We start from the raw sequence: 26266 nt of genomic DNA, 5'->3' as shown, positions 1-26266 counted from the left end.
TTTCCTACGGCGGGCTAGGGACGGCGCAGGATCTGCAGCGCACCGGGCACCGCCGCCACTGTCACCGGCAGCGGGGCTACGTAGTCGCCGTCGGCGTAAGCATTGATTCCGGGGCACTCGACTCGAATCGACTTCGCCCGCCGGGTGGTCACCTCATCGAGAAGCACATGGGTGCCCTTGAACACGGTGGGGAACAGCCGGATCAGCTTGGTCCGTGAACCCGAGTGCACCATGGTGACATCCAGCAGGCCGTCGGCGTGATCGGCGCCCGGGCAGATCAACATGCCGCCGCCGTAGCTGCGGGTGTTGCCGAACGCCGCCAGCGTCAGCTCGATGTCCACCGGCTCGTCGTCGTCGAACGTCAGGCGGAACGGCAGCAGCCGTAGCTTGGACATCTCCGCCACCATGGCCACGTTGTAGCGCATCCGGCCGTGCGGCCAGCGCATCCGATTGACGCGGTCGCTCACCAGCGAATCGAAACCGGCCGCCATCACGGTGCCAAACCAGGACACCGCGCCGCTGTCTTCGGTGATGCGGCCCAGATCGATCGTCTCGGTGCGGCCTTCGGCGACGACGTCGGCGGCCGCCTCGGGATCGCCGGTGGGCAAACCGTATTCCCGGGCGTGGTCGTTGCCGGTGCCGGCCGGGATGATCCCCAGCGGCACGTCACCGAGCGCCAATGACTGCAACGCCAGTGAGATGACACCGTCGCCGCCGGCCACCACCACGGCATCCGTTCCGGCCGCCAGCGCCTCGTCGAGCAACTGCCGCGCGTGGCGGGCGTCGGAGCCGACGATGTGGTTGACGTTGACGCCGCGCTGCTGGAACCGCGCCAGCGCCCGCTCCGCCGCATGCCGGGCATTGCCGTGCCCGGCCGCCGGGTTGGTCAGCAGCGTGATCCGGCGGATTTCTCGGCTCGTCATGGAATCAGTTTGCCGGGGTTGAGGATTCCGGCCGGATCCAGCGTGGCCTTGACTGCTCGCAGCACCTGCACACCCAGCTCGCCGATCTCTTCGCTCATCCACGGCCGGTGATCGGCGCCGACGGCGTGGTGGTGGGTGATGGTTCCGCCCGCGCGCATGATCGCATCGCCGGCAGCGGCTTTCGCGGCCTGCCACTGTTGGATGGGGTTGCCGCGCTGGCCGGCGACCACGGTGAAGTAGAGCGACGCGCCGGTCGGGTAGACGTGCGAGATATGGCATAACACCAGCGCGGGCGTCCCGCTGTCGCCCAGCGCGGTGGTCAGTGCCTCGGTGACCGCCGTCTTGAGCGCCGGAACGCCGGCCCAGTCGGTGGCGGTCTCCAGCGTTTCGCACAGCGCCCCGGCAGCCAGCAGCGAATCGCGCAGGTACGGCGCGCCGAAACGGCCGTGCTCCCAGGCGCGCGCCGGTTCTTCGCCCAGCGACGTGCCGCCGTGCGCGGCCAGCACCGTCCGGGTTTCGGCGTGCCGGCTTTCGGTGTGCTCGGCGGTCCCCTCGAACAGCGTGATCGCCAGGCAGCCGCCGGTGATCTGTTGCTCGCCGATCTGCTCGGTGGTGGCCAGGTTCACGCCGGTCTCGGCTTCGTCGGACAGCCGGATGACGGTCGGTCCGGCGCCGGTCTGAGTGACGGCGCGCAGGGCCGCGGCGCCGGTGGCGAAGTCCGGGAACGACCACGCCTCGTAGCGGGTGGTCGCCGGCACCGGATGCACGCGCACCCGCACGCGGGTGATGACGCCGAAGACACCCTCCGAGCCCAGCACCAGCTGGCGCAGGTCCGGTCCGGCCGCTGAGGCCGGGGCGCGGCCCAGGTCCAGCACGCCGGCCGGGGTGATCATCCGCAGGCCGCGGACCATGTCGTCGAAGCGGCCATAGCCGGCCGAGTCCTGGCCCGAGGAGCGGGTGGCGGCGTACCCGCCCAGGGTGGCGAACTGGAAGCTCTGCGGAAAATGGCCCAACGAGAAACCGCGCTCACCGAGCAGTCGCTCGGCGTCGGGCCCGGTCACCCCGGCGCCGAATTCCGCCTCGCCGGAGACTTCGTCGAGGTTCAACAGGGCATCGAATCGGCGCAGGTCCACGCTCACGACGGCAGCGAAGTCGCCGCGGATCGGGTCGAGCCCGCCGACGACGCTGGTGCCGCCGCCGAACGGGACCACCGCGATGGCGTGCTGGCTGCAGTAGTCGAGGATGGCGGCGACTTCATCGTCACTGCCGGGCAGCAGCACCGCGTCGGGCGCATCTTGGGTGCCGGAATCATTGCGCCGCAGCAGATCCAGCGTGGATTTGCCCCCGGCGTGCAGCAGCCGCGCAGTGTGATCGGTGCGGCAGTGCCCGTCGCCGACGATCGCCGCCAACGCGGCGTGGTCAGCGTCGGTCAATGCCGACGGCGTGAGCGACACCTGGCTGGGATCGCGTTCCGCGGTGCTGGTGCCTTCCACGCCCAGGGCTGCCTTGAGCAGTTGACGGATGCCATCGCTCAAGGGCTTGGCCGCTGCCGGATCGCCCCAGGCGTTCCACTTCATCGGCGGGGTCAGGGCGTCCCGGGCATCGGCCTGCGTCATGCGTTACAGTATTACATATGCTGTCAATCAGTAATGACGAGCAGGTGGGGGTCGGGGAGCGGATCCTCGATGCCGCCGCGAGCTGCCTGCTTGCCTTGGGAATGGAGCGGGTGACGTTGTCGGCCATCGCGCGTCGCGCCGGGGTGAGCCGCCCGACGGTGTACCGGCGTTGGCCGGACAGCCGGTCGGTGATCGCCGCACTGCTGACTTCACGGATCACCGCCGCCTGGGGCGAGCTGGAGCAACCTGGAACGGGACGTGAGGCGCTGGTGAAGCGGATCGTCGCGGTTGCGGCGCGGCTGCGCCACGACGAGGTGGTGATGCAGGTGCTGCATCACGCACCCGATCTGGCGATGGTCTACATCGCCCAGCGGATGGGGTCCAGTCAACGGCGGTTGGTCGATCTGGTGGCCGGCGAACTCGGCGACGCCCAGGCCGCCGGCGGTGTGCGAGCCGGCGACCCACGCCAACTCGCCGCGATGTGTCTGTTGATCACCCAATCGGCGATCCAGTCCGCCCAAGTCGTCGCGCCCATCTTGGACGAGGACGCGCTCTCCACCGAACTGGCCTACACCCTGAACAGGTACCTCTCGTGATACCCGACACCGCCGCGCTCAATGCCGCCCGCCGCACCGCCGAACTGAGCGCACTGGCGGAGCACCCGACTGTTGATGTCGTCGTGATCGGCGGGGGGATCACCGGTGCCGGCATCGCCCTGGACGCAGCCACCCGCGGGCTGCGGGTGGTGTGCGTGGACAAGCAGGACCTGGCCTTCGGCACCAGCCGGTGGAGCTCCAAGCTGGTCCACGGCGGGCTGCGATACCTGGCAACCGGCAACGTGGGCATCGCGCGTCGCAGCGCGATCGAGCGCGGAATCCTGATGACTCGCAACGCTCCGCACTTGGTGCGGGCGATGCCGCAACTGGTCCCGCTGCTGGGGTCGATGCGTCGGCGCGACCGGGCCCTGGTGCGGACCGGCTTTCTCGCCGGTGACGCGCTGCGCCGGCTGGCCGGCACACCCGCGACGGTGTTGCCCCGCTCGCGACGGGTCTCGGCCGAGCGCGCCGTGAAGTTGGCGCCGACCGTGCGCCGCGACGGCCTCGACGGTGGCCTGTTGGCCTACGACGGGCAACTGATCGACGACGCCCGCCTGGTCACGGCCGTTGCCCGTACCGCGGCCCAATACGGCGCGACGATCCTGACCTACGTGGCGGCATCGCAGGCCGCCGGCGACAGGGTACGGCTGACCGACCAGTTCTCCGGTGAGTCCTTTGACGTCGCCGCCCGGGCCGTGATCAATGCGACCGGGGTCTGGGCCGCCGACATCGACCCGGCGCTGCGGCTGCGGCCAAGCCGCGGAACGCATTTGGTGTTCGACGCGAAGGACTTCGGCAATCCGACCGCCGCGCTGACGGTGCCGATCCCCGGTGAACTCAACCGGTTCGTGTTCGCCATGCCCGAGCAGCTCGGACGGGTGTACCTGGGTCTTACCGACGAAGAGGCGCCGGGGCCGATTCCCGATGTGCCGCAACCTACGTCGGCGGAGATCTCATTCCTGTTGGACACCGTCAACACCGCGTTGGGCACCGCATTGAGCGCGGCCGACGTCCGCGGCGCCTATGCCGGGCTGCGGCCGCTGATCGATACCGGCGAAGGCCGCACCGCGGACGTCTCGCGCAACCACGCCGTCGTCGAATCGGAGACCGGGGTGTTCAGCGTGATCGGCGGAAAGCTGACCGAGTACCGGCACATGGCCGAAGACGTGCTGGACCGGGCCGCGCGCCTGCGGGATCTGCGGGCCGCACCGTGTCGGACGCGGGACCTGCCACTGATCGGCGCACCGGACAACCCGGGGACTGCCGCGACGCCGGCGGGAGCGCTGCCCGAGTCGCTGGTGACGCGCTACGGCGCGGAAGCGGCCAATGTGCTGGCCGCCGCCACCTGCGAGCGGCCCGCAGAAGCGGTGGCCGACGGAATCGACGTGATCCGCGCCGAGTTCGAGTACGCCGTCAGCCACGAAGGTGCGCTGACCGTCGGGGACATCGTGGACCGCCGGACCCGGATCGGATTGGTCGCCGACGACCGCGACCGTGTGCTCGAGGTTGCCCGGGAGTTCGCTCCGCACGAGTGATCGCGAGTCTCGCAAACGGAACCGACTCGTATCGCTAAGCTGGGGCCTATGGCAGAGGAGGGGGCCGGCGCCGGACCGCATCCAAGGCGCAGCCCGGGGCGCCTGGACCGGACGCGCGACCCGGCCATCCTGAACGCGGCACTGCAGGGTGTGGCCGAGCTGGGATACGACCGGCTCAGCGTGGACGACATCGCGGCTCGCGCCGGTGTCGGCAAGGCCGCGATCTACCGGCGCTGGCCGTCGAAAGCGGTGGTGGTGGCCGACGCGATCGCGCACTGGCGCAGACAGCAGGGCTCGGTCGAACCACCCAACACCGGCAGTCTGCGCGGTGATATCGAGACACTGGTCGCGATGGTGCCCGAGTTCGATGACGCTGGTCTGAGCATGATTCAGGTCATCGTGGGGGTCGCGGCGGCCGCCATGCACAACCCCGTGCTGGCGGCAGCCCTCGATGATCTGGTGCTCGACCCGCCACGCCACGTGATCCGGGTGCTGCTGGACCAGGCACTGGCGCGGGGCGAAATCCCGGCCGGCCGCGACCTGAGTCTGATCCCCGACGTCGCGTTGGGTCTCAACATGCTGCGCGTGATGACCGGACGACCGGTCGACCGGGTTTTCGTCCGGCGCGTGCTCGAAGACGTGATCCTGCCACTCACCGGTACGCCGACGCCCTAAGCGGGTTGCGCGACGCAACTGCGCGTGCCACATTGGCACCTATGCGGAACTAATTAGTTCCGCATAGATCGGGAGGTGGCGATGACCGGCAATCGAGTCCCGGTACTGATCGTCGGCGCCGGCGCGGGCGGCTTGAGCGCCTCGGCACTGTTGGCCAAACACGGCGTGCGGTCCCTCGTGGTCGAGAAACGCCGCGAGGTCTTCCTCTACCCAAAAGCCCGCAACCTGAGCTTCCGCAGTCTGGAGATCCTGCGCGGCCTGGGCCTGGCGGACGAGGTGCACGCGGTGGCCGAGGGCGTCTCGGACATGCTCACCAAAGCCTCGCTCACCAGCACACAGGCCCGGCCGGCGTTTGACGTCGACGCGATCTTCGCACCGTTCGGCGGCCTGAGTCCCGAGCCGGCCGCGCAGTACTGCCCGCAAAGCGCGCTGGAGCCGATGCTGCTCGAACACATCCGCGGGCAGGGCGACGAGGTTCGCTACGGCACCGAGTTGTGTTCCCTGGAGCAGGACGACATCGGAGTCACCGCCGTTGTCCGTGACCGCGACACCGGCGGCACCGAGGTGGTGCGTGCGGACTACCTGATCGCTGCCGACGGCGTGCACAGCCCGGCCCGCGACGCGCTCGGCATACCGACCTCCGGGCATGGGGCGTTGCCGATCTACGTCGTGTTCATCTACTTTCGCGGGCCCTGGCGACAGTTCGTTCCGCAGCTCGGCGACGGTGACGCCATACAGGTCGCCAACGACGAGGTGGACGGCATCTTTCTGCCGGTGCATGACGACTTCGGCATGTTCCTCACCACCTATCTGCCCGGCCGAGGCGAGACCGCTGCGCAATTCACCGCCGATCACTGCCGCCGGCTACTCACCAAGGCGATCGGTGAGCACATCGACATGGAGATCGTCGAGGTGACGCCGTGGCAGCCCTACGAGCGCGTCGCTGACCGGTTCCGCTGCGGCAGAGTGTTTCTCGTCGGGGACTCGGCTCACGCCATGCCGCCGTTCAAGGCCGGCGGCGCCAACTGCGCCATCCAGAGCGCACACAATCTGGCCTGGAAGCTGGCGGCCGTTTCGGCGGGGATGGCCGATCCGGCGCTGCTGGACACCTATCACACCGAACGGCACCCGGTGGGGTGCTTCAGCGCCCGCCAATCGCTGACCGGGCCGGTGCTGCCCCTGCTGCGGCTCGACGACAGCGGCCCCGGTCTCCCGTCGGGGGAGGAGGCGCCGATGTTCGCCCTGCTGATCGGCTACCGGTATCGGTCAGCCGCGGTGCTGACGGACGAGCCGGCACCGTCCGACCCCAGCGCGATCTCACTGGTGTCCGAGCTGCGCGGACAACCCGGCACCCGGGTGCCGCATGTATGGCTGACGCATGGCGGACAACGGCTTTCGACCCTTGATCTGCTCGGCCCGGGTTTCACCGTGCTGACCGGGTCCGACGGTGGACGGTGGCGGGCCGCCGCGGCACAGACCTCGGAGGCACTGGGCATCCCACTGGTCGCGCATCGGATCGCCGATGAGGGCTGGGCGCGTACCACCGGGCTGGCCCCCGACGGCGCATTGCTGATCCGCCCGGATGACTTCGTGGGATGGCGCGCCGACGGGCTGCCGGCCAACCCCGACAGCGAGCTGCAGCGAGCGTTGTCGACCATCCTCGCCCGCAGCTGAACTCCTACAGATACCGGCGAACTCGGCCGCAGTAGTCGGCGTACTCACGGCCGTAGTGCTCACGCATGAAGGCTTCCTCCCGCAGCACCTGGCGGTTGAGCAGCCACAGAGCGGCGAGCAGGTAGATGAGCGGAACCCAGCTCGGAAACACCAAGAACTGGCCGAGCAGCACCAGCCCGAATCCGACATAGATGGGATTGCGGCTGATCGCGAACACGCCCGACGTCACCAGCTTGTCCGGGTTATCGGTGTCGATACCGACACGAAAGCTGCGGCCGAAGGCGACCAGGCTCAACCCGACCAACAGCACGCCGCCGAAACACAGTGCGACCCCGGCCCAGGCGACGGGGGTTGAGCTGAAGAACCGCCCGGAGCCCACCAACGGCCATCCGAACGCGCCGGCGAAGACCGCGTAGAAGTAGGCCAGCGCGAAGGGCGGAATCAGGAAGTCTTTGTTGTCGATGCGCCCGAAGTGCAGGGCATCGGTTCCGCGGCGCCGCAGCACGATCAGACGAACAGCCACCAGGACGGGACACAGCGCGAGTGCCAGGGCGGCCAGATATCCGGGCATCGGAAACCCTCCGGTCTGCTGCGGCTAGAGCTATCTAATTCATCGTAGGATGAATTGTCTTGGGTTGTCGTGCCGGTTGTCAAGGGCGTCGACGCAGAATGAGATCCCGTACCGCTGAACTGGTATGCGGCTGCCACAGCGCCTGCATGGGCACCAGCAGCGGCTCGTCGAGGTCGACCACCGTGACGGCTCCATCGAGGGCCGGGCCGGCCGGTGCGGTGACGAACGCCGCGGCGCTGTCGGTCAAGGCCGCTACCTCAGGCGGGCAGCCCTGCACCCGACTGACCTGATACTGCGGTTCGAACCCCGCACGCCGGCAGGCGTTGATCAGGAAGTCGCTGTAATAGGAGGCGCCGGGCGGCGCCCACAGCGCGATCACTTCGTCCGCCAGGTCGGCGATGCGGAGGGGGGAGCGCGCGGCCAGCGGGTGGTTGCTGGGCACGGCGACCCGCAGCGGGTCGTAGCGGATCACCGCGCCGGCGAGCAGCTCTTGGGGCACCACCGCGCGGCGCAGCCCCAACTGCACGGCGCCGTCGCGCACCCCGGCGGTGAGCCGGTCCGGAAACAGCTGCACGACGGTGAATGACGTGTCGGGCGCCGCGGCGATCGCCGGTTCGATCAGTGTGTAGACGTCGCGGTTGCTGATCGCAGGGGAGTGGCCGATGACGAATTCCTTCGGTTGCGCGCTGGCCGCGGCGCGGGTGTGCGCAGTGAGGGTTCTGGCCGCTGCGAGCAGAGCGCGGCCCTCGTCCATCAGGGTCTGGCCGGCCGGGGTCAACGCGATGCGGCGGCCGGAGCGCACCAGCAGTGTCACGCCGATCTCCTTCTCCAGCTGTTGCACCGAATGCGACAGCGCTTGCTGCGACAGGTGCAGTTGCGTGGCGGCGCTGGTGAAGCCGGAAGACTCGGCGACGGCGATGAAGTGGGTCAGGCGGCGCAGGTCGGGGACCGGGAGCATCGATCCATGCTAGCCACAAGTAATTCTTGTCGATAACTCGTATAACGCTGTTTCTCATTTGTGTGTCGCCGGGTTAGTTTCGTGGCCAGAGACAGCAGAAGGGGACTTTCCATGAGCGATTTGACCGGGAAATCGGCGGTGGTGGCCGCCGGGGCCAAGAACCTGGGCGGGCTGATCAGCACCACGCTGGCCTCGCACGGCGTCAACGTCGCGGTGCACTACAACAGCGACAGCTCCGAGCCCGACGCCGACAAGACCGTCGCCGCGGTGCAGGCCGCCGGCGCCAAGGCGATCAAGGTGCAGGGCGACCTGACCGTTCCGGCCAATGTCACCGCATTGTTCGACGTCGCGGTGGATGCGTTCGGCGGGGTGGACTTCGCGGTCAACACCGTCGGCAAGGTGCTGCGCAAGCCGATGCTGGAAACCACCGAAGCCGAGTACGACTCGATGTTCGACATCAACGCCAAGTCCGCGTACTTCTTCTTGCAGCAGGCCGGCAAGCGCCTGTCCGACAACGGTTCGGTGGTGACGATCGTGACCGCGCTGCTGGGGGCGTTCACCGACGGCTATTCCACCTACGCGGGCTCCAAGAGTCCGGTGGAGCACTTCACCCGGGCAGCGGCCAAAGAGTTCGGGACCCGGGGCATCAGCGTCAACAGCGTTGCGCCCGGGCCGATGGACACCCCGTTCTTCTACCCGCAGGAAACCCCGGAGCGCGTCGAGTTCCACAAGTCGCAGGCGATGGGCAACCGCCTGACCCGGATCGAGGACATCGCACCGCTGGTGGTGTTCCTGCTCGACGGCGGGCACTGGATCACCGGGCAGACCATCTTCGCCAACGGCGGCTACACCACGCGGTGATCAGTCGCGAGCGAGTGCCGCGGCGGCTTCCCGTTGCAGATCGATGAAGGCCTCCGGGCTGACGTCGATGATGACGCCCTGGATGCTGCCACCGGTGAAGGTCCCCGGGTTCTGGTATTGACCGGAGACGTTGTCGCCGCTGTCGTACCCGACACACAGTCCGTCGCCGGCGAGCGTGAACTTGCCCACCTGGGCGCGCATCGGACCGCTGTCGACGGCGTTTCCGTCAACGTAAAGCGTTGTGGTACCGAGGGACTCACCGTATTTTCCGGACTCTTTGCGGACAAACTCCATGCCGAGAGTGTGCTTGCCGGGGGTTAGCCGCTGTGAGACGAACTCCTGTTCGGGCTTGATTCCGAGGAAGTTGTACACGTAGTGCAGCTTGCCGTCCTTGATGAACAGCGCGTGCCCGCCGAACCGGGACCCGTGGGCAAAGAGCACCCCCTGGGCGTCGCGGCTGAGATCGACGTTGGCGACGATCTTGTACGACCGACCGCGGATATTGGCTGCCACGCCTTCCGGGACAGGCGCGGTATCCGGGTAGTAGGTGTAGCGATCGCGCGGTGGTTCGAAATGCGGCCGGTCGATGGCGATCATTTCGGTGGCTGTGCGGTCGTCGAGCGGCAGAACGTAGTTGTCCTTGGCCTCGGAGAACCACGCGTCGATGAGCGCCTTGAGTTTGTCGGGATACTTGTCGGCGACGTTCGTGGATTCAGAGCGATCCTCATCGACGTGGTAGAGCTCCCAGCGGTCCTGGTCGAAGTGGCCTTTGCCGCTGATCGGTGCGTGCAGCGCCGCCGCCTTCCAGCCGTCTTCCCAGATTCCGCGAGTGCCCAGCATGGCGTAGTACTGCCGCTTCTTGGCGGTGGGCGCATCCGGGGAGTCGAAGCTGTAGCGCATCGACACCCCGTTGAGCGGGTACTGCTTCACGCCGCGGTACTCCTTCGGCATCGGGATTCCCGCCGCATCGAGGATGGTCGGGACGATGTCGGTGGCGTGGTGATACTGATGGCGCACTTGGCCTTTGGCCTTGATACCTGCGGGCCAGTGGATCACCATGGGGTCGCAGGTGCCACCGGAGAACTGGGAGTAGCGTTTGAACATCTGAAACGGTGTGGAGAACGCGGCCGCCCAGCCGGTCGGATAGTGGTTGTAGGTGTCGGGCGTCCCCAGCACGTCGAGGTAGCGCATATTCTCGGCCAGCTCGTCGGGGTAGCCGTTGAAGAACTTGTTCTCGTTGACCGAGCCGTTCGGGGAGCCTTCGCCGGAGGCGCCGTTGTCGGCGCAGTAGAAGATGAGCGTGTTGTCCAACTGGCCGGAGTTCTCGAGGTAGTCGACGATCCGGCCCACTTGGGCGTCGGTGTATTCGGAGAACCCGGCGAAGACCTCGGCCATCCGGGCGAACAGGCGCTTCTCGTCGGCGTTGAGCGAATCCCACGGCCGCACAGCATCTATCGGCGCGGCGACGTCGTCGGGAAGGGGGTTCAGCGGCGTCAGGCGGGTGCCGTGCGGCATGATGCCCTTGTCGACCATGCGGGCCAACACCCACTCCCGGTACGCCTCGTAGCCGTTATCGAACCTGCCGCGATATTTCTCGGCGTATTCGGTCGGGCTGTGGTGCGGGGCGTGATTGGCGCCCGGGCAGAACCACATGTACCAGGGTTTGGACGGATTGCTGGACCGTTGGTCGCGCAGCATGCGAAGTGCGTTGTCGGCGAGGTCTTTCGACAGGTGGTAGCCGTCTTCCGGGCTGTAGGGCTGTTCGATGAACCTGTTGTCCTCCACCAGATCCGGGTACCACTGGTTGGTTTCACCACCGAGAAACCCGTAGAACCGGTCGAAGCCCTTCTGCAGGGGCCACTCCGATTTGCTGCCCCCACTGGAGACGTCCTCCTCGGGCACATTGTGGTTCTTGCCCACCCAGAATGTGCTGTACCCGTTGTCCTGCAGCACCTGCCCGATCGTCGCGCATTGCGCGGGCAGCCGGGCCGCCGCACCGGGGAAACCGTCGGATCCCTCGGTGATCGAGGCGAAGCGGTTCACGTGGTGGTTGCGGCCGGTCAAGACGCACGACCGGGTCGGTGAACACAGCGCCGTGGTGTGCCATTGCGAATACGTCAGCCCGTTGTCGGCAAGGCGCTGCATGACAGGCATGTCGATCGCCCCGCCGTAGGGTGACCACGCCGCCATCCCGGTGTCGTCGTAGAGCACCACCAGCACATTGGGCGCGCCCTGGGGGGCATGTTTGAGCTCGAACGGACCCCAGTCGGGCTGCGAATCCCGCACGTCGAGTTCGATCTTCCCGTCGAACCCGTCGTTGATCCCGGTGCCATAACCCGGGGCGCCGGCAGTGTCACCGCTGCTGCCCTTGCTTTCGCAGCCAGACAGCGCCGAGACGCCGGCGCCGCCCACCCCCAGAGCGGCTAGGCCACCCAGTACCTGGCGCCGCCGCAGCATTGCGCGGGGCTGGTCAGTTCCGGACTCGGATCCATCCGGTGCGGCTGCTGGCGTTTCGTCGGCGGACGGCATAGGTGTAGTTGTATCCGACAGCCGGGCGCGACGCATTGGTTCGGGCGTAACCGGCTGCTGCCGAGCGTGCGCAGTTGCGCGCCCGACAGCGGCGGGTCGGGGTGCAGACACGCACCCTCGCGGAAAATATCGGCGCTACAGCGGGATGTTCTTGTGGCGGCCGCGACGGGCGGGCGCCTCGGCCAGTGCCTGGGTGATCTTGCCGCGGGTGTGCGAGGGGTCGATCTTCTCGTCGACCACGCCGATGTCGATGGCGCTGTCCACCCCGCCGGCGATCCGCTCGTGCTCGGCGGCCAACTCCTCGTGCAGCGCGTCCCGCTCGTGATCGGGCGCGGCGGCCAGCTTCTTCTTGTGCAGGATGCCGACCGCGGCCTTGGCTCCCATCACCGCGACCTCGGCGTCCGGCCAGGCGAACACCTTGGTGGCGCCCAGCGACCGCGAGTTCATCGCGATGTAGGCCCCGCCGTAGGTCTTGCGGGTCACCAGGGTGACCCGCGGAACGGTGGCCTCACCGAACGCGTGCAGCAGCTTGGCGCCGCGGCGCACCACGCCGCCCCATTCCTGACCGACACCGGGCAGGTAGCCCGGCACATCGACGATCACGATCAGCGGAATCCCGAACGCGTCGCAGAGCCGCACGAAACGTGCCGCCTTCTCGGCGCTCTCGGAGTTCAGGCAACCGCCCAGCCGCAGTGGGTTGTTGGCCAGCACCCCGACGGTGCGACCCGACAACCGGCCCAGCCCGACCACCATCGACGGCGCCCACTTGGCCTGGAACTCATCGAAGGGTGCGTCGGCGTCGAGCAGCCCGTTCACCAGTGGGTGCACGTCGTAGGCGCGCCGCGCCGACTCCGGCAGCAGGGCGTGCAGGTCGATCTCGCCCGCCTCGGCCTTGTTGCGGTCGAAATGGCCCTGCTGGCAGAACAACCCGACCAGACGGCGGCCCCGCTCGTAGGCGTCGAGCTCGTCGTCGGCGACGATGTGGCACACGCCGGACTTCTTGTGGTGGGTGTCGGGGCCGCCCAGCGCGGCCATGTCGACGTCCTCACCGGTGACGCTGCGCACCACGTCGGGGCCGGTGACGAACACCCGGCCCTCCGGTGCCATCACGATGACGTCGGTCAGAGCCGGGCCGTAGGCGGCGCCGCCGGCGGCGAAACCGACCACCACCGAGATCTGCGGGACGAATCCGGACGCCCGGATCATGGCCTCGAAGACCCGGCCCACCGCGTGCAGGGCTCGCACGCCCTCGGCCAACCGGGCGCCGCCCGAGTGCCACAGGCCCACGATCGGGCTCTGCTCGGCGATCGCGGTGTCGTAGGCGTTGACGATGTGATCGCAGCCCTCGATGCCCATCGCACCGCCCATCACGGTGCCGTCAGTGCAGAACGCGATGGTGCGTACGCCGTTGACGGTGCCACCGGCGGCCAGCACTCCGGAGCGGTCACGCTCGTGCAGCAACTCCACGGTGCCGTCGTCGAAGAACGTCGACAGGCGCAGCAGGGGATCGCGCGGGTCGAGCGATTCGCCCACCGTTTCGGGAGCAATAGTCGTCATCGCGCTTCTCCTTGGTTGATTGATCGCGGGTCTCGCTTCTGGTCCGTCTATGGCCTTCAGTACCGACCGAAGACGATCGCGACGTTGTGCCCGCCGAACCCGAACGAGTTGTTGATCGCGTACTGGTAGTCGCCCGGCCGCGGCTCACCGGCCACCACGTCCAGGTCGATCTCCGGGTCGAGATTCTCCAGGTTCCGCGTCGGTGGGATGACCTGTTCACGCAGCGCCATCACCGTCAGGATGGACTCCACCGCGCCGACCGCGCCGACCGAGTGGCCGAGCGCCGCCTTGGGCGCGTACACCGCGGCGTTGCCGCCGTGCGGGCCCAACGCGAGGTTGATGGCGTGGCCTTCTGCCACGTCACCCACCGAGGTGCCGGTGGCGTGCGCATTGACGTGGCTGATGTCGCCGGGTGTCAGGTCGGCGATCTGGATTGCCCGCGTCATCGCCCGACCGGCGCTCTGGCCGTCGGGGTCCGGCGCGACGATGTGGTAGCCGTCGGAGGTGATCGAGGCACCCATGATCCGGGCGAGGATGTTGGCCCCGCGCGCCTTGGCGTGCTCCTCGGTCTCGATCACCATCAGCGCGCCGGCCTCGCCGAACACGAACCCGTTGCGGTCGCGGTCGAACGGGCGGCAGGCGCCCTCCGGGTCGTCGTTGGTGGTGGACAGCACGATCCGCATCTGGGCGAACCCGGCGATCGGCACCGCTTCGATCCGGGTTTCCACGCCACCGCAGATCGCGATGTCGGCTTCGCCGAGCACGATCTGCTGCCAGGCATGCGCGATGCCCTCCGAACCGGAGGCACAGGCCGAGATCGGGGTGATCACCCCGGCCTTGGCCTGACGGTCCAGTCCGACGGCCGCGGCCGCTCCGTTGGGCATGTACTTCTGCACGACCAACGGCGAGACCGCCTTGAGGCCGCGCTCGCGCATTCCGTCATAGGCCCAGACGAGCTCCTCGCTGGAGCCCATCCCGGTCCCGACCGACACCATCAGGCGCCGGGTATCGACTTCGGGTGAGCCGGCGTGCTCCCAGGCACGCCGGCTCAGCACCAAAGCCATCTTCTGCAAGTAGGAAAGCCGACGCAGCTCGGTCCGGCTCAGCCCTTCGTCGAATGACTCGGGGCTCTCGACGAGATGCCCGCCGATGCGAACCGGCAGGTCATACTCTTCGACGAACGAATCGGTGAGCTTGCGTATGCCGCTCTGGCCGTCCAGCAGCTTCTTCCAGGTGTTCTCCCCGTCCGCGGCCAAAGCCGTCGTCATGGCGTAGCCGGTGACGACGACGTTGGGGAGACCCTTTCCCGTTGCCAGCGTTGACATGGCTGTTGCGAACTTCCCTCTCTCGAGATCCGGTGTCAGTACCGCCCAAAGGCGAGCGCGACGTTGTGCCCACCGAACCCGAATGAATTGTTGATGGCGTACTTGTAGTCGCCGTAGCGGGGCTCGCCCGCCACGATGTCCAGATCGATCTCCGGGTCCGGCGTCTCGTAGTTCAGCGTCGGCGGGATGACCCCGTCACGCAGCGAGAGCACCGTCAGCACCGACTCCAGCGCCCCGACCGCCCCGATGGAGTGGCCCAGCGCCGACTTGGGTGCGTACACCGCGGCGTGCTGGCAACCGGCTTCCCGGATCGCGTTCGCCTCGGCGGTGTCCCCGATCGGAGTGGCAGTTCCGTGCGCGTTGATGTGGTCGACGTCCTTGGCGGACAGGCCCGCCAACTCCAGCGACCGCGTCATCGCCCGGCCGGCCCGCTTGCCGTCGGGGCCGGGAGCCACCATGTGGTAGGCGTCGGAGGTGATGCCGGCGCCCATCAGCCGGGCCAGCGGCTTGGCGCCGCGTGCCTTGGCGTGCTCTTCGGTCTCGATGATCATCATCGCGCCGGCCTCACCGAACACGAAGCCGTCCCGGTCCTTGTCGAACGGCCGCGACGCACCCTCGGGGTCGTCGTTGCGCGTCGACATCGCGCGCATCATCGAGAACGTCGCGATCGGCAGTGCCTCGATGCCGCCTTCGACGCCACCGCACACGACCATGTCGGCGTCACCCATGACGATCTGACGCCACGCGTGCGCGATCGCCTCCGAGCCCGACGAGCAGGCCGACACCGGGGTGATGACCCCGGCACGGGCGCCGACCTGCAGGCCGACCACCGCGGCGGCGCCGTTCGGCATGATCATCTGAACGGCCAGCGGCGACACCTTGCGGGGGCCGCCCTCGTTCATCAGGTCGTAGGTCTCGACGATCTTCTCGCCACCGCCCAGGCCGGTGCCGATCACCACGGCGAGCCGGTCCTGGTCGACCTCGGGAGAACCGGCGTTCTCCCAGAGCCGGCCGCTGAGCAGCTTGGCCATCCGCTGGACATAGGACATGCGACGCATGTCGAGGCGGCCCATGTGGTCGTCGACCGGGTCCTTGAGATGCCCACCGATCTTGACCGGCAGGTCCCATTTGGTGACGAACTCGTCTTCGAGGACGTGGATTCCGCTTTCGCCGGCCAGCAGGCCCTTCCACGTGCTCTCGATGTCCGCACCGATCGAAGTCGTGGCCTCAACGGCGGTTACCACCACACTGGGGTAACCGCCGTTGGCCGTCGAAAGTGAGGAGGACACGATCAGCTCTCAGAACCGAACTTCTCGCGCAGCGCGGCGGCAGCCTCGGGGTTCTCGGCCTCGAGCTTCTGGATGTAGCCCACCACGTCACCGACGGTACGCAGACCCGCGAGGTCCTCGTCGGGGATCTTCACGCCGTACTTGTCTTCGGTCTGAACGGCGATCTCCACCATCGACAGCGAGTCGATGTCCAGGTCGTCGACGAAGGACTTCTCGACGGTGACCTCGCTCGGCTCGATACCGGTCACCTCTTCGATGATCTCGGCGAGACCGGCGATGATTTCTTCCTGACTAGCAGGCACTGTGTTTCCCTTCGGTTGGATCCGCACGGGGTGTGCGGGCTGATTACTGCGTATCTGGTTGTGCAGGGTTGGAGCGGGCTTGAAACGGGTTAGAACTCGGGCAGCCCGTCCAGATCCGCGGGGGACTTGACGGCGTGCGTCGGGGTCCCCCGAAGTTCGCGTTTCGCGATGCCGGCCAGGGTGCCGGCGGGCGGGAACTCCACGATCGCCGTGACCTCGCGGGCGCGGAGCGTCTCAGTGCACAGGTCCCAGCGCACCGGCCGGGTCAGCTGCGCGACCAGGTACTCCAGCGCCTGGGCCGCCGACGTCACCGGCTGACCGTCGCGGTTGGACAACAGGGTAGCGGTCGGTTCCGAAACTCCGGCGGCCTTGACCTGCTCGACGGCGGCGGCGTAGGCCTCCAGCGCCGGTGCCATGTACTGGGTGTGGAACGCCCCGGCGGTGGCCAGCTTGCGGACCCGGGCCTTGGCGGGCGGGTCTTCGGCGAGCTTGTCCAGCGCCGGCAGCGGGCCGGCCGCCACGATCTGGCCGACGGCGTTGCGGTTGGCCGGGGTCAGGTCGAGCTGCTCGAGGCGGGTCAGCACCTCGGCCTCGTCGCCGCCGAGCACCGCGGCCATGCCGGTCGGCTCAAGTGCGCAGGCCTTCGCCATCTCACGACCGCGGGTGGCGGCCAGCATGACGGCGTCGTCGGGGGAGATGACGCCCGCGATCGCGTAGGCGGCGATCTCACCGACGGAATGGCCGGCCACGATGACATCGCTGCCGCTCACCGCGCCGTTGCGCCGCTTGACCAGCTCGGCGTAGGCCAGCAGGGTCGCCGCCACCACCAGCGGCTGCGTGACCGCCGTGTCAGTGATCTCCTCGGCGGTCGCGGTGGTGCCCAGCGTGATCAGGTCCAGGCCACTGACCTCCGACCAGGCGGCCAACTGCTCGCGCGCGGCATCGGCGCCGGGCGCCTCAAGCCACGGCGACAGCATGCCGGGGGTCTGCGATCCCTGTCCGGGAGCGAGCAACGCAATCACGTCTTTAAGAGAACATTGTGAAGCGCGGTTTGCAGGATGTCCTAGATTATGAACATTGTCTTATGTTTTTGTGGAGACCCTACAAACCTGCCGTTCCATGCGACGTGTTCGATACCGAACTGCGACAACTGTCCGCCGTTGGTGCGCATCGGTACGTGCCCGCAGCACGCCTCGGTGGGTCATCCCGCTGTGCTGACCTGAGGTTCGTCGGGACCGCGGGCGCCCACCTGTGGCCTGGCGTAGGCCGCCTCTGCATTGCTGAAACTCGCGTGCTGCGCTTGGTTGGCCAGCCGCCCGACCGTGGCGGCCACCCGCAGGACATAGGCGTCGCGCGGCACGGCCGGATCACGTCCGGTGAAGTCGGCGATCCGCTTGAGCCGGTAACGGACGGTGTTTGGATGAACGAACAACTTGCGGGCGCAGGCCTCGATCGCGCCGCCACAGTCCAAATAGGCGTCCAGTGTCTCGGTGAGCGTGGGGCCGGCCTCGGCCAGCGGCCGCATCACGTCGGTGTGCAGGGCCGCGATCGCCGACGCATCCCCGATCAGTGCCCGCTCCGGCAACAGTTCACGAGCCAGCACCGGTCGCGGTGCCCCGGTCCAGCCCACCACGGCGTTCATCCCCGAGATCGCCTCGCTGGCACTGTGATAGGCGGCGGTCAAGGTGGGAGCCGTCGGTCCGATCACCACCGGACCGTCGGAGAACGCGCCGAGCAGGTCGGCCAAGAACTTCTGAGTGGGCGCCAGCGGACCGGACACGATGGCCACCAGCCAGGTGCCGTGCACGTCGGTCAGCGCCGCCCGGCCATGGTGTTCGGCCACGTCGCGGATGTCCTGGCTGGCTTTCTGGCCGGCGAAGGCATCCGGGCCGGGTGGTGCCGTGCCCACCACGACCGTGGCCGGGGCGGTGGTGTCCCAGTTCAGCGCGGCCGCGCGGCTCAACAACTCCGGACCGGTGTCGCCGCGTACCACGGCGTCCACCACGCTGGCCTCCATCCGGGAGTCCCAGGTGCCCCGGGCCTCGGCGGCGTCGGCGTAGGCGGAGGCGGCGGTGAACGCCAGATCCCGGCTGTACTTGAGGATGCCCACCGTCAGCGCGGTCACCTGCTCCTCGGAGCGGGCCAGCAGCGGCACCACTTCCTCGAAGAACTCCATGGTGACCCGCACCATGTCCACGGTGTGCCGCAGCGCGATGTGGCGGGTCAGGTCCTGGGGCACCAACTCGAAGGCCTGCGCGGTGTGGCTGACGTTGCCGTGCGGGTCGTGCATCCACTCGGCGAAGTTGACCACCGCGGTCTGCACCACCAGGGCCACGCTGGCGCGCTGGGAGGCCTCCAGGTCGGCGAAGAAGGGCAACCGGTCACCCATCATCGACACCGCCTCGGTGGCCAGCCGGCCCGAGTAGTGCTTGAGCCGGCGCAGCAGGGTGTCCGGGACGGTGCTCAGCAGGTCCAGCGTGGAGCGCGGCAGGACGGGGCCCGCCGGGTTGTCAACCATCCCTAAAAGCTACGCCCTTTTTCTAGCTGGAACCCACAAGACCGCTAGGCCACGCCGGAATCCGACGTCTGCTCGGGGGCGGCCAGCACGTCGTCGATCTGGTACTGCGTGGCCGCGGTCACCGCGACGGACGCGTCGATGGCGCCGTCGCGGGCCAGCGCCGCCAGCACCGCCACCACCACCGACTCGGCGTCGGTGTTGAAGTAGCGCCGCGCGGCCGGACGGGTGTCGGAGAACCCGAAACCGTCGGTGCCCAGGGTGACGTAGTTGCCGGGCACCCAGGGCCGGATCTGCTCGGGCACCGCACGCATCCAGTCCGACACCGCCACGACCGGGCCGGTGGCGTCCGCCAGGGCCTGCGTCACATACGGCACCGCGGCCGGACGCTCCGGGTGCCGCAGCCGCTCGCGCTCGATGGCCACACCGTCGCGGTTGAGCTCACCCCAGCTGGTCACCGACCAGACGTCGGCGGCCACATCCCAGTCGGCGGCCAACAGGTCGGCGGCACGCAGCGCCTCGGGCACAGCCACCCCCGAGGCCAGGATCTGCGCGGTGTTCGACCGGGGTTCGGGAGCCTTGCGGAAGCGGTAGATGCCGCGCAGCAGCCCGTCGGGGTCGAAGCCCTCTGGCTCGGCCGGCTGCACGTAGGGCTCGTTGTAGAGCGTGACGTAGAAGTACACGTTCTCCGGGGTTGGGCCGTACATGCGGTGCAGACCGCTTTCGATGATGTGGGCGACTTCGTAGGCGAACGCGGGATCGTAGGACACCACCGCCGGGTTGGTGGACGCCAACAACAGCGAGTGCCCGTCGGCGTGCTGCAGCCCCTCACCGGTCAGCGTGGTGCGTCCCGCGGTGGCCCCCAGGACGAAACCGCGCGCCATCTGATCGGCGGCCGCCCACAGGCCGTCGCCGGTGCGCTGGAAGCCGAACATCGAATAGAAGATGTAGATCGGCACCATCGGCTCGTCGTGGGTGGCATACGACGTGCCGACCGCGGTGAACGAGGCCGTCGAGCCGGCTTCGTTGATGCCCTCGTGCAGGATCTGGCCGACTTCGCTTTCCTTGTAGGCCAGCATCAGGTCGGCATCCACCGAGGTGTAGAGCTGCCCGTTGCGGTTGTAGATCTTCAACGACGGGAACCACGAGTCCATCCCGAAGGTGCGTGCCTCATCGGGGATGATCGGCACCAGACGCGGACCTAACTGCTTGTCCCGCAACAACTCTTTGAAGACCCGCACGGTTGCCATGGTGGTGGCGACTTCCTGGGTGCCCGATCCCTTTTTGACCGCGGCATAGGCATCGGAGCCCGGCAGCTCCAACGCTTTGGCCTGGGTGCGGCGGTGCGGCACGAAGCCGCCCAGGGCACGCCGGCGATCCAAGAGATAACGGATCTCGGGGGCGTCTTCGCCGGGGTGGTAGTAGGGCGGCAGGTACGGGTTTTCCTCGAGTTCGGAGTCGGCGATCGGAATCCGCATCTCGTCGCGGAAGTCCTTGAGGTCTTGCAGCCGGAACTTCTTCATCTGGTGGGTGGCGTTACGACCGGCGAAGTAGCTGCCCAGGCTGTAGCCCTTGATGGTCTTGGCCAGGATGACGGTGGGCTGGCCCTTGTGCTCGACGGCGGCGCGGTAGGCGGCGTGGACCTTGCGGTAGTCGTGCCCGCCGCGCTTGAGGTGCCAGATGTCCTGGTCGGACAGATTCTCAACGAGCGCCTTGGTGCGCGGGTCGCGGCCGAAGAAGTGCTCCCGTACGTAGCCGCCGTCGTTGGCCTTGTAGGTCTGGTAGTCGCCGTCGGGAGTGACGTTCATCAGGTTGACCAGGGCGCCGTCCCGGTCGGCGTGCAGCAGCGCATCCCACTCGCGGCCCCACACCACCTTGATCACGTTCCAGCCCGCGCCGCGGAAGAACGATTCCAGCTCCTGGATGATCTTGCCGTTGCCGCGCACCGGGCCGTCCAGGCGCTGCAGGTTGCAGTTGACCACGAAGGTCAGGTTGTCCAGGCCTTCCAGCGCGCCGACGTGCAGCAGCCCGCGGCTCTCCGGCTCGTCCATCTCGCCGTCGCCCAAGAAGCACCACACGTGCTGATCGGAGGTGTCTTTGATGCCCCGGTCATGCAGGTAGTGGTTGAACCTGGCCTGGTAGATGGCGTTCATCGGGCCCAGGCCCATCGATACCGTCGGGAACTCCCAGAAGTCGGGCATCAGCCGCGGGTGCGGGTAGGACGGCAGGCCACCGCCCGGGTGGCTGTGCTCCTGGCGGAAGCCGTCGAGATCATGGGTGCTCAGCCGGCCCTCGAGGAAGGCGCGCGCGTAGATGCCGGGGGAGGCGTGGCCCTGGATGAACACCTGGTCGCCGCCGCCGGGGTGGTCCTTGCCGCGGAAGAAGTGGTTGAACCCGACCTCATACAGCGTCGACGACGACGCGTAGGTCGAGATGTGGCCGCCAACGCCGACCCCCGGGCGTTGCGCGCGGTGCACCATCACCGCGGCGTTCCAGCGGATCCAGCTGCGGTAGCGGCGTTCGGTTTCCTCGTCGCCGGGGAACCAGGGTTCCAGTTCGGTCGGGATGGTGTTGACGTAGTCGGTGGAGGTGAGCGCCGGGATCGCGACCCGCTGCTCTCCGGCGCGTTCGAGCAGTCGCAACATCAGGTAGCGGGCGCGGGCCGGGCCGGACCGGACCAGCAGTTCGTCGAAGGACTCCAGCCACTCGGAGGTCTCGTCGGAGTCGATGTCGGGAAGGTAGGACGCCACCCCCTCGCGGATCACCCGGACCCGGTCGGATTCTCCTGTGCTGCTTGGCTTTTTGGCCAGATCCTGATGTGCGGCCTCAGTGGTCAACGCATTGCTCCTTGGTTCGGAGGTCAAGACGTGCCTCCCGGCTTGTGGCCAGGACGACACCGACCGATCGATTCGCCGGTCCCGTCTTTTCTATCGTGCCCCACCGGACACCCGAGCGGCGGTGGGCGAGTGCCGCGGGGTGGGCTGATCTCGGCCTGGTGGCGGGTACGCGGTAACGTTTGAAGTTGTGCTGACCCGACGGCTGACTGCCTCGCGCGCCCAGACGCGGCGACACGCTCGGGTAGGCGCGTCGGTGGCCGGTGTGGTTGCGGCGTTGGCGATGGGTGTCGTCGGCTGTACCAGCATCATCGGCGGCAACCCGCAAGCCGACACCTCCGAAGCCCCGGCCTACCGCTCCTCGGTGTCGGCGTCGGTGTCGGCGTCGGAGGCCACCTCGAGCATCCGGGAGACCCAGCGCCAGCAGTCGATGACGACCCAGGCGGTCCGCGGCGCGTGCGGCCGGTTCGCCTCGAGCAGCAGCGACGCCGTCGACGTGGTGAACAAGTACGTGGAGGCGTTCAACAACGGCGGCGACATCTCCGGCACCGCCGGGCCGGCGGTGGAGGCGCTCAACCACAGTGCCGACGAGGTCATCGCCGCGATCAACGAGAAGCTGTCGCAGGAGCTGACCGACGCGTTCAACGCCTATGCACAGGCCGCGCGCGGCGTCGCGACCGCGATTTCATCCAAGGCGCCGGTATCGGTGTACAACGCCCGCAAGGATGAACTCAACCGGGCCCGGGACAAGGGGATGCAGCTGTGCAAAGCCTTCTGATCCCGCTGATCCCGCCCAGCACGGTGAGCTGTGCAACGATGATTCACATCACACGCAGCGCTGACGATCGAAGGAGGTCGCACGGTGGTCGCGGCGGATAACGCCCCGAACTTCGCCCGCAAACTGGGCATCGAGAGCAAGCAGTTGGTCCAGGAGTTCGGCTGGGACGAGGACGCCGACGACGACATCCGGGCCGACGTCGAAGAGGCCGCCGGCAGCGAACTGCTCGACGAGGACACCGACGAGGTGGTGGACGTCGTGCTGCTGTGGTGGCGCGATGGCGACGGTGACCTGGTGGACACCCTGATGGATGCGATCACCGCCTTGGCCGACGACGGCGTGATCTGGGTATTGACACCCAAGACCGGCCGATCCGGGCATGTGCAGCCCGCCGAAATCGCCGAAGCGGCGCCGACCGCCGGCCTGATGCCGACGTCGTCGGTCAACCTGGGTGACTGGAGTGCCAGTCGCCTGGTGCAGCCCAAGTCTCGCGCGGGGAAGCGTTGATGCTCCAAGTCGGTGCCGAGGCTCCTGACTTCACCCTCAAGGACCAGAGCCAGCAGCCGGTGACGCTAAGCAGCTTCCGGGGCGACAAGAACGTTCTTTTGGTGTTCTTCCCGCTGGCCTTCACCGGAATCTGCCAGGGCGAGCTGGGTCAGCTGCGCGACCACCTGCCCAGCTATGTCAATGACGACAGCGCGGCGCTGGCGATCTCGGTGGGACCGCCGCCCACCCACAAGATCTGGGCGACGGAGAGCGGGTTCCTGTTCCCGGTGCTCTCGGATTTCTGGCCGCACGGCGCCGTCAGCCAGGAATACGGGGTGTTCAACTCCGACACCGGCTTTCCGAACCGCGGGACGTTCGTCATCGACAAGTCCGGCATCATCCGGTTCGCCGAGATGAAGCAGCCCGGTGAGGCGCGCGACCAGCAGCTCTGGCTCGACGCCCTGGGCGCCCTGAAGTCCTGACCCGTTGCCGCGAAATCGGGCTCACGCAGAGATCCACTCGAACTTCTGCTGCGTCAGTCCGATCTCGCGGTTTTGGGAGCCCGGCACCATCCGGGTAACCTGCCCGAGGCAGGGGCGCGTAGCTCAGTGGTAGAGCTCTGGTTTTACACACCAGCGGTCGGCGGTTCGATACCGTCCGCGCCCACCAGTTGTTTGACACCGCCGTAGAGCGTCAATGCGGTAGGCATGTCAACCTTTCCGACACCGGACGAACCCACCCCGCCGTCGACCAGCCCGCAGCTGACGCCGTCGGGCCGTTCTGCGAAGCCGGCAGGCGTGCGTGCTGTGTTGTGGGCGGCCCTGCTGGTGCTGATCGGCATCATCGCCCTGCTGATTGTGCTGTCGGCCTGACCGGGCGGGCGGCGCTAAGACTCCTGCTCAGTGCGAATGCGCGTGACCTGCATGCTCCAACCCCACCTGATGAGCGTGCGGATGGCTGTGCACGGTCCCGTCTTCGTGAGCGTGCTCATGCTCATGCTCGACGTGGTCGTGCTCGTGAGTGTCGTGCACGTGGGTGTGCGTGAGGCCGCCATGGGTGTGCTCGTGCGCGTGCGGTGCGTCGTGCTCATGGTTGTGGGGCGACATGGGTGGCTCATCTCCCTTGTTCGATGGCGCGCTGCCGTAATTCGGGCAGCGCCTCTCCGGCAGCGGCCGGGAGGTTCTGGGCGGGGCGGTGGTGCGGCGGCACCCCCGGGCCGGCATGCTCGGCGTTGAAGACGGCGTCGGTGACCAGCTGGCAGACGTGCTCGTTCTCCATGCTGTAGAAGATCGTGGTGCCCTCGCGGCGGGTGCGCACCAGCCGCGCCATCCGCAGCTTCGCCAGGTGTTGTGACACCGATGGCGCCGGCTTGCCGACATGTTCGGCGAGTTCGTTGACCGACATTTCCCGGCTGGTCAGTGCCCACAGCACCTGTACCCGGGTGGCGTCGGCCAACATCCGGAACACCTCGACGATCAGGCCGACTTGATCCTCCGGCAACCGATCCGCTGGACCATTATCTGCATGCATACGCAAATAGTAGATCTTGGGGGCCGGGAGGTGTCAACCCTCGGCTCGTCCCAGGGACGGATGAGGCTGTCGGTAGTGTCCTGCGGGCAGGCAGTCAGTGCACTAGTGGAGGTAGCCCGATGTCGACGCAGTCCATGCGCCAGCCCATTCATTCCGGGCATCTCACCGCCGGTGCGCTGAAGCGCAACCAGGACAAGCCGGTGCTGTTCCTCGGCGACACCACGCTGACCGGCGGCCAGCTCGCCGAGCGCATCAGCCAGTACATCCAGGCCTTCGAGTCACTCGGGGCCGACATGTTCGGCCTGCTGTCGCTGAACCGTCCCGAGGTGTTGATGATCATCGGCGCCGGGCAGATCCAGGGCCATCGGCGCACCGCACTGCACCCGCTGGGTTCGCTGGACGACCACGCCTACGTGCTGGCTGACGCCGAGGTCGACACGCTGGTCATCGATCCCACCCCGGCCTTCGTGGAACGTGCGCTCGGCCTGCTCGAGAAGGTGCCGACGTTGCGCCAGGTGCTGACCATCGGGCCGGTGCCACCGGAGCTCGACGGGAAGGCCGTCGACCTGGCTGCCGAGGCGGCCAAATACGAGCCGAAGCCGCTGGTGGTTCCCGACCTGGCCGCAGATCACATCGGCAGCCTCACCTACACCGGCGGCACCACCGGCAAGCCGAAGGGCGTCATCGGCACCGTCGGGTCCATCACCGCGATGACGACCATTCAGCTCGCCGAGTGGGAGTGGCCGGAGGCGCCGAAGTTCCTGATGTGCACCCCGCTGTCGCACGCCGGCGCAGCATTTTTCGTGCCGACCATCGTCAAGGGCGGTCAGCTGGTGGTGTTGACCAAATTCGACCCGGCCGAGGTGCTGCGGGTGATCGAGGAGCAGAAGATCACCGCCACCATGCTGGTGCCGTCGATGATCTACGCGCTCATGGATCACCCGGATTCGCACACTCGCGACCTGTCGTCGCTGGAGACGGTGTACTACGGCGCCTCGGCGATGAACCCGGTCCGGCTCCAGGAGGCCATCGACCGGTTCGGCCCGATCTTCGCCCAGTACTACGGCCAGTCCGAGGCGCCGATGGTGATCACCTACCTGGCCAAGGGCGACCACGACCAGAAGCGGCTCACCTCATGCGGTCGCCCGACGCTGTTCGCCCGGGTGGCGCTGCTGGGCGACGACGGCAACCCGGTGCCCCAGGGTGAGGTCGGCGAGATCTGTGTGTCCGGGCCCCTGCTGTCGGGTGGATATTGGAAGCTTCCGGAGGCCACCGCCGACACCTTCAAGGACGGCTGGATGCACACGGGTGACCTGGCCCGCGAGGACGAAGACGGCTTCTACTACATCGTGGACCGGACCAAAGACATGATCGTCACCGGCGGTTTCAACGTGTTCCCCCGCGAGGTCGAGGACGTCATCGCCGAGCACCCGTCGGTGGCCCAGGTGTGCGTGATCGGCACTCCCGACGAGAAATGGGGCGAGGCCGTGACCGCAGTGGTGGTGCTGCGTCCGGGTGTCGTCAGCGATGCCGCCGCGGTAGCCACCATGACCGCCGAGATCCAATCCGCAGTCAAAGAACGCAAGGGCTCGGTTCAGTCGCCCAAGCAGGTGGTCGTCGCCGAATCGGTGCCGGTGACCGCGCTGGGCAAGCCGGACAAGAAGGCGGTGCGCGCCCAGTTCTGGTCCGGCGCAGAGCGTTCCGTCGGCTGA

General features: G+C 67.8%; 24 protein-coding genes and 1 tRNA gene. 11 read left to right on the top strand and 14 right to left on the bottom strand.

Going from position 1 to position 26266, the window contains the following annotated elements; all coding sequences use genetic code 11:
* Positions 1-14: 14 nt before the first annotated feature.
* Positions 15-923: a diacylglycerol kinase gene (locus ABW16_RS12400; RefSeq protein ID WP_047319485.1), complete on the bottom strand. Its 909-nt coding sequence runs from the start codon at positions 921-923 to the stop codon at positions 15-17.
* Positions 920-2500: an FAD-binding oxidoreductase gene (locus ABW16_RS12395; RefSeq protein WP_109519585.1), complete on the bottom strand. Its 1581-nt coding sequence runs from the start codon at positions 2498-2500 to the stop codon at positions 920-922. Before ABW16_RS12395 ends, ABW16_RS12400 begins: the two co-directional genes overlap by 4 nt.
* 56 nt (positions 2501-2556) lie before the next feature.
* Here ABW16_RS12395 and ABW16_RS12390 point away from each other — a divergent pair, with 56 nt between their 5' ends.
* The 4 genes from ABW16_RS12390 (at position 2557) to ABW16_RS12375 (ending at position 7019) form a co-directional block, all read left to right on the top strand.
* On the top strand, positions 2557-3135 hold the full coding sequence (locus tag ABW16_RS12390) for a TetR/AcrR family transcriptional regulator (RefSeq protein WP_047319483.1): 579 nt from the start codon (positions 2557-2559) through the stop codon (positions 3133-3135).
* On the top strand, positions 3132-4670 hold the full coding sequence (locus ABW16_RS12385; protein ID WP_047319482.1) for a glycerol-3-phosphate dehydrogenase/oxidase: 1539 nt from the start codon (positions 3132-3134) through the stop codon (positions 4668-4670). Before ABW16_RS12390 ends, ABW16_RS12385 begins: the two co-directional genes overlap by 4 nt.
* Positions 4671-4718: 48 nt before the next feature.
* Positions 4719-5345: a TetR/AcrR family transcriptional regulator gene (locus ABW16_RS12380; protein ID WP_047319481.1), complete on the top strand. Its 627-nt coding sequence runs from the start codon at positions 4719-4721 to the stop codon at positions 5343-5345.
* Positions 5346-5426: 81 nt separating this feature from the next.
* The gene (locus ABW16_RS12375; protein WP_047319480.1) at positions 5427-7019 is read left to right on the top strand and encodes an FAD-dependent monooxygenase; all 1593 of its coding nucleotides are present in this window, start codon (positions 5427-5429) and stop codon (positions 7017-7019) included.
* 4 nt (positions 7020-7023) lie between these two features.
* Here ABW16_RS12375 and ABW16_RS12370 read toward each other — a convergent pair whose 3' ends face one another.
* Together ABW16_RS12370 and ABW16_RS12365 are read right to left on the bottom strand one after the other, a co-directional pair.
* Positions 7024-7590 carry a methyltransferase family protein gene (locus tag ABW16_RS12370; RefSeq protein WP_047319479.1) on the bottom strand — a complete coding sequence of 189 codons (567 nt, stop codon included), beginning with the start codon at positions 7588-7590 and terminating at the stop codon, positions 7024-7026.
* A gap of 79 nt (positions 7591-7669) precedes the next feature.
* On the bottom strand, positions 7670-8548 hold the full coding sequence (locus tag ABW16_RS12365; RefSeq protein WP_047319478.1) for a LysR family transcriptional regulator: 879 nt from the start codon (positions 8546-8548) through the stop codon (positions 7670-7672).
* Between the two features lie 111 nt (positions 8549-8659).
* On the opposite strand from ABW16_RS12365, the gene ABW16_RS12360 reads away from it, so the two are divergent.
* Positions 8660-9409: an SDR family oxidoreductase gene (locus ABW16_RS12360; protein WP_047319477.1), complete on the top strand. Its 750-nt coding sequence runs from the start codon at positions 8660-8662 to the stop codon at positions 9407-9409.
* On the opposite strand, the gene ABW16_RS12355 is transcribed toward ABW16_RS12360, so the two are convergent.
* The 8 genes from ABW16_RS12355 to aceE form a co-directional block, all read right to left on the bottom strand.
* Positions 9410-11866 carry an arylsulfatase gene (locus ABW16_RS12355; RefSeq protein WP_047319476.1) on the bottom strand — a complete coding sequence of 819 codons (2457 nt, stop codon included), beginning with the start codon at positions 11864-11866 and terminating at the stop codon, positions 9410-9412.
* 207 nt (positions 11867-12073) lie between these two features.
* Positions 12074-13495, bottom strand: coding sequence for an acyl-CoA carboxylase subunit beta (locus ABW16_RS12350; RefSeq protein WP_047319475.1), 1422 nt, complete (start codon positions 13493-13495; stop codon positions 12074-12076).
* A 56-nt stretch (positions 13496-13551) separates the two neighbouring features.
* Positions 13552-14820 (bottom strand): 3-oxoacyl-ACP synthase KasB, encoded by a 1269-nt coding sequence (gene kasB / locus ABW16_RS12345; protein WP_047319474.1) that lies wholly within the window; start codon positions 14818-14820, stop codon positions 13552-13554.
* Between the two features lie 35 nt (positions 14821-14855).
* Positions 14856-16109, bottom strand: coding sequence for a 3-oxoacyl-ACP synthase KasA (gene kasA, locus ABW16_RS12340; protein WP_047319473.1), 1254 nt, complete (start codon positions 16107-16109; stop codon positions 14856-14858).
* 2 nt (positions 16110-16111) lie between these two features.
* Positions 16112-16411: a meromycolate extension acyl carrier protein AcpM gene (gene acpM / locus ABW16_RS12335; RefSeq protein ID WP_024440584.1), complete on the bottom strand. Its 300-nt coding sequence runs from the start codon at positions 16409-16411 to the stop codon at positions 16112-16114.
* Positions 16412-16500: 89 nt separating this feature from the next.
* Positions 16501-17433, bottom strand: coding sequence for an ACP S-malonyltransferase (locus ABW16_RS12330; protein WP_082134086.1), 933 nt, complete (start codon positions 17431-17433; stop codon positions 16501-16503).
* A gap of 179 nt (positions 17434-17612) precedes the next feature.
* A complete protein-coding gene (locus ABW16_RS12325; protein WP_082134085.1) occupies positions 17613-18929 on the bottom strand; it encodes a PucR family transcriptional regulator in 1317 nt (438 codons plus the stop codon).
* A 44-nt stretch (positions 18930-18973) separates the two neighbouring features.
* On the bottom strand, positions 18974-21763 hold the full coding sequence (gene aceE, locus ABW16_RS12320) for a pyruvate dehydrogenase (acetyl-transferring), homodimeric type (protein WP_047319471.1): 2790 nt from the start codon (positions 21761-21763) through the stop codon (positions 18974-18976).
* A 253-nt stretch (positions 21764-22016) separates the two neighbouring features.
* Between aceE and ABW16_RS12315 the strand changes: the two genes are divergently transcribed.
* The 5 genes from ABW16_RS12315 to ABW16_RS26395 all read left to right on the top strand — a co-directional run bounded on the left by ABW16_RS12315 (position 22017) and on the right by ABW16_RS26395 (position 23896).
* Complete coding sequence (locus ABW16_RS12315; RefSeq protein WP_233424758.1) at positions 22017-22538, top strand: hypothetical protein; 522 nt, start codon at positions 22017-22019, stop codon at positions 22536-22538.
* A gap of 84 nt (positions 22539-22622) precedes the next feature.
* The gene (locus ABW16_RS12310) at positions 22623-23045 is read left to right on the top strand and encodes a DUF3052 domain-containing protein (protein ID WP_047319470.1); all 423 of its coding nucleotides are present in this window, start codon (positions 22623-22625) and stop codon (positions 23043-23045) included.
* Complete coding sequence (locus tag ABW16_RS12305) at positions 23045-23506, top strand: peroxiredoxin (RefSeq protein WP_047319469.1); 462 nt, start codon at positions 23045-23047, stop codon at positions 23504-23506. Before ABW16_RS12310 ends, ABW16_RS12305 begins: the two co-directional genes overlap by 1 nt.
* A gap of 112 nt (positions 23507-23618) precedes the next feature.
* Positions 23619-23693 (top strand) — tRNA-Val (locus ABW16_RS12300).
* A 38-nt stretch (positions 23694-23731) separates the two neighbouring features.
* Positions 23732-23896, top strand: coding sequence for a hypothetical protein (locus ABW16_RS26395; protein WP_157864240.1), 165 nt, complete (start codon positions 23732-23734; stop codon positions 23894-23896).
* A gap of 27 nt (positions 23897-23923) precedes the next feature.
* Here the strand turns inward: ABW16_RS26395 and ABW16_RS12295 are convergent, their stop codons facing one another.
* Positions 23924-24130 carry a hypothetical protein gene (locus ABW16_RS12295; protein WP_047319468.1) on the bottom strand — a complete coding sequence of 69 codons (207 nt, stop codon included), beginning with the start codon at positions 24128-24130 and terminating at the stop codon, positions 23924-23926.
* A gap of 7 nt (positions 24131-24137) precedes the next feature.
* Positions 24138-24554, bottom strand: a complete 417-nt coding sequence (locus ABW16_RS12290) for an ArsR/SmtB family transcription factor (protein ID WP_047319467.1) — start codon at positions 24552-24554, stop codon at positions 24138-24140.
* 119 nt (positions 24555-24673) lie between these two features.
* Between ABW16_RS12290 and fadD8 the strand changes: the two genes are divergently transcribed.
* The gene (fadD8, locus tag ABW16_RS12285; RefSeq protein ID WP_047319466.1) at positions 24674-26266 is read left to right on the top strand and encodes a fatty-acid--CoA ligase FadD8; all 1593 of its coding nucleotides are present in this window, start codon (positions 24674-24676) and stop codon (positions 26264-26266) included.

This window comes from Mycolicibacter heraklionensis (assembly GCF_001021505.1).
Taxonomy (GTDB): domain Bacteria; phylum Actinomycetota; class Actinomycetes; order Mycobacteriales; family Mycobacteriaceae; genus Mycobacterium; species Mycobacterium heraklionense.
This window is presented reverse-complemented; position numbering and strand designations above follow the sequence as displayed.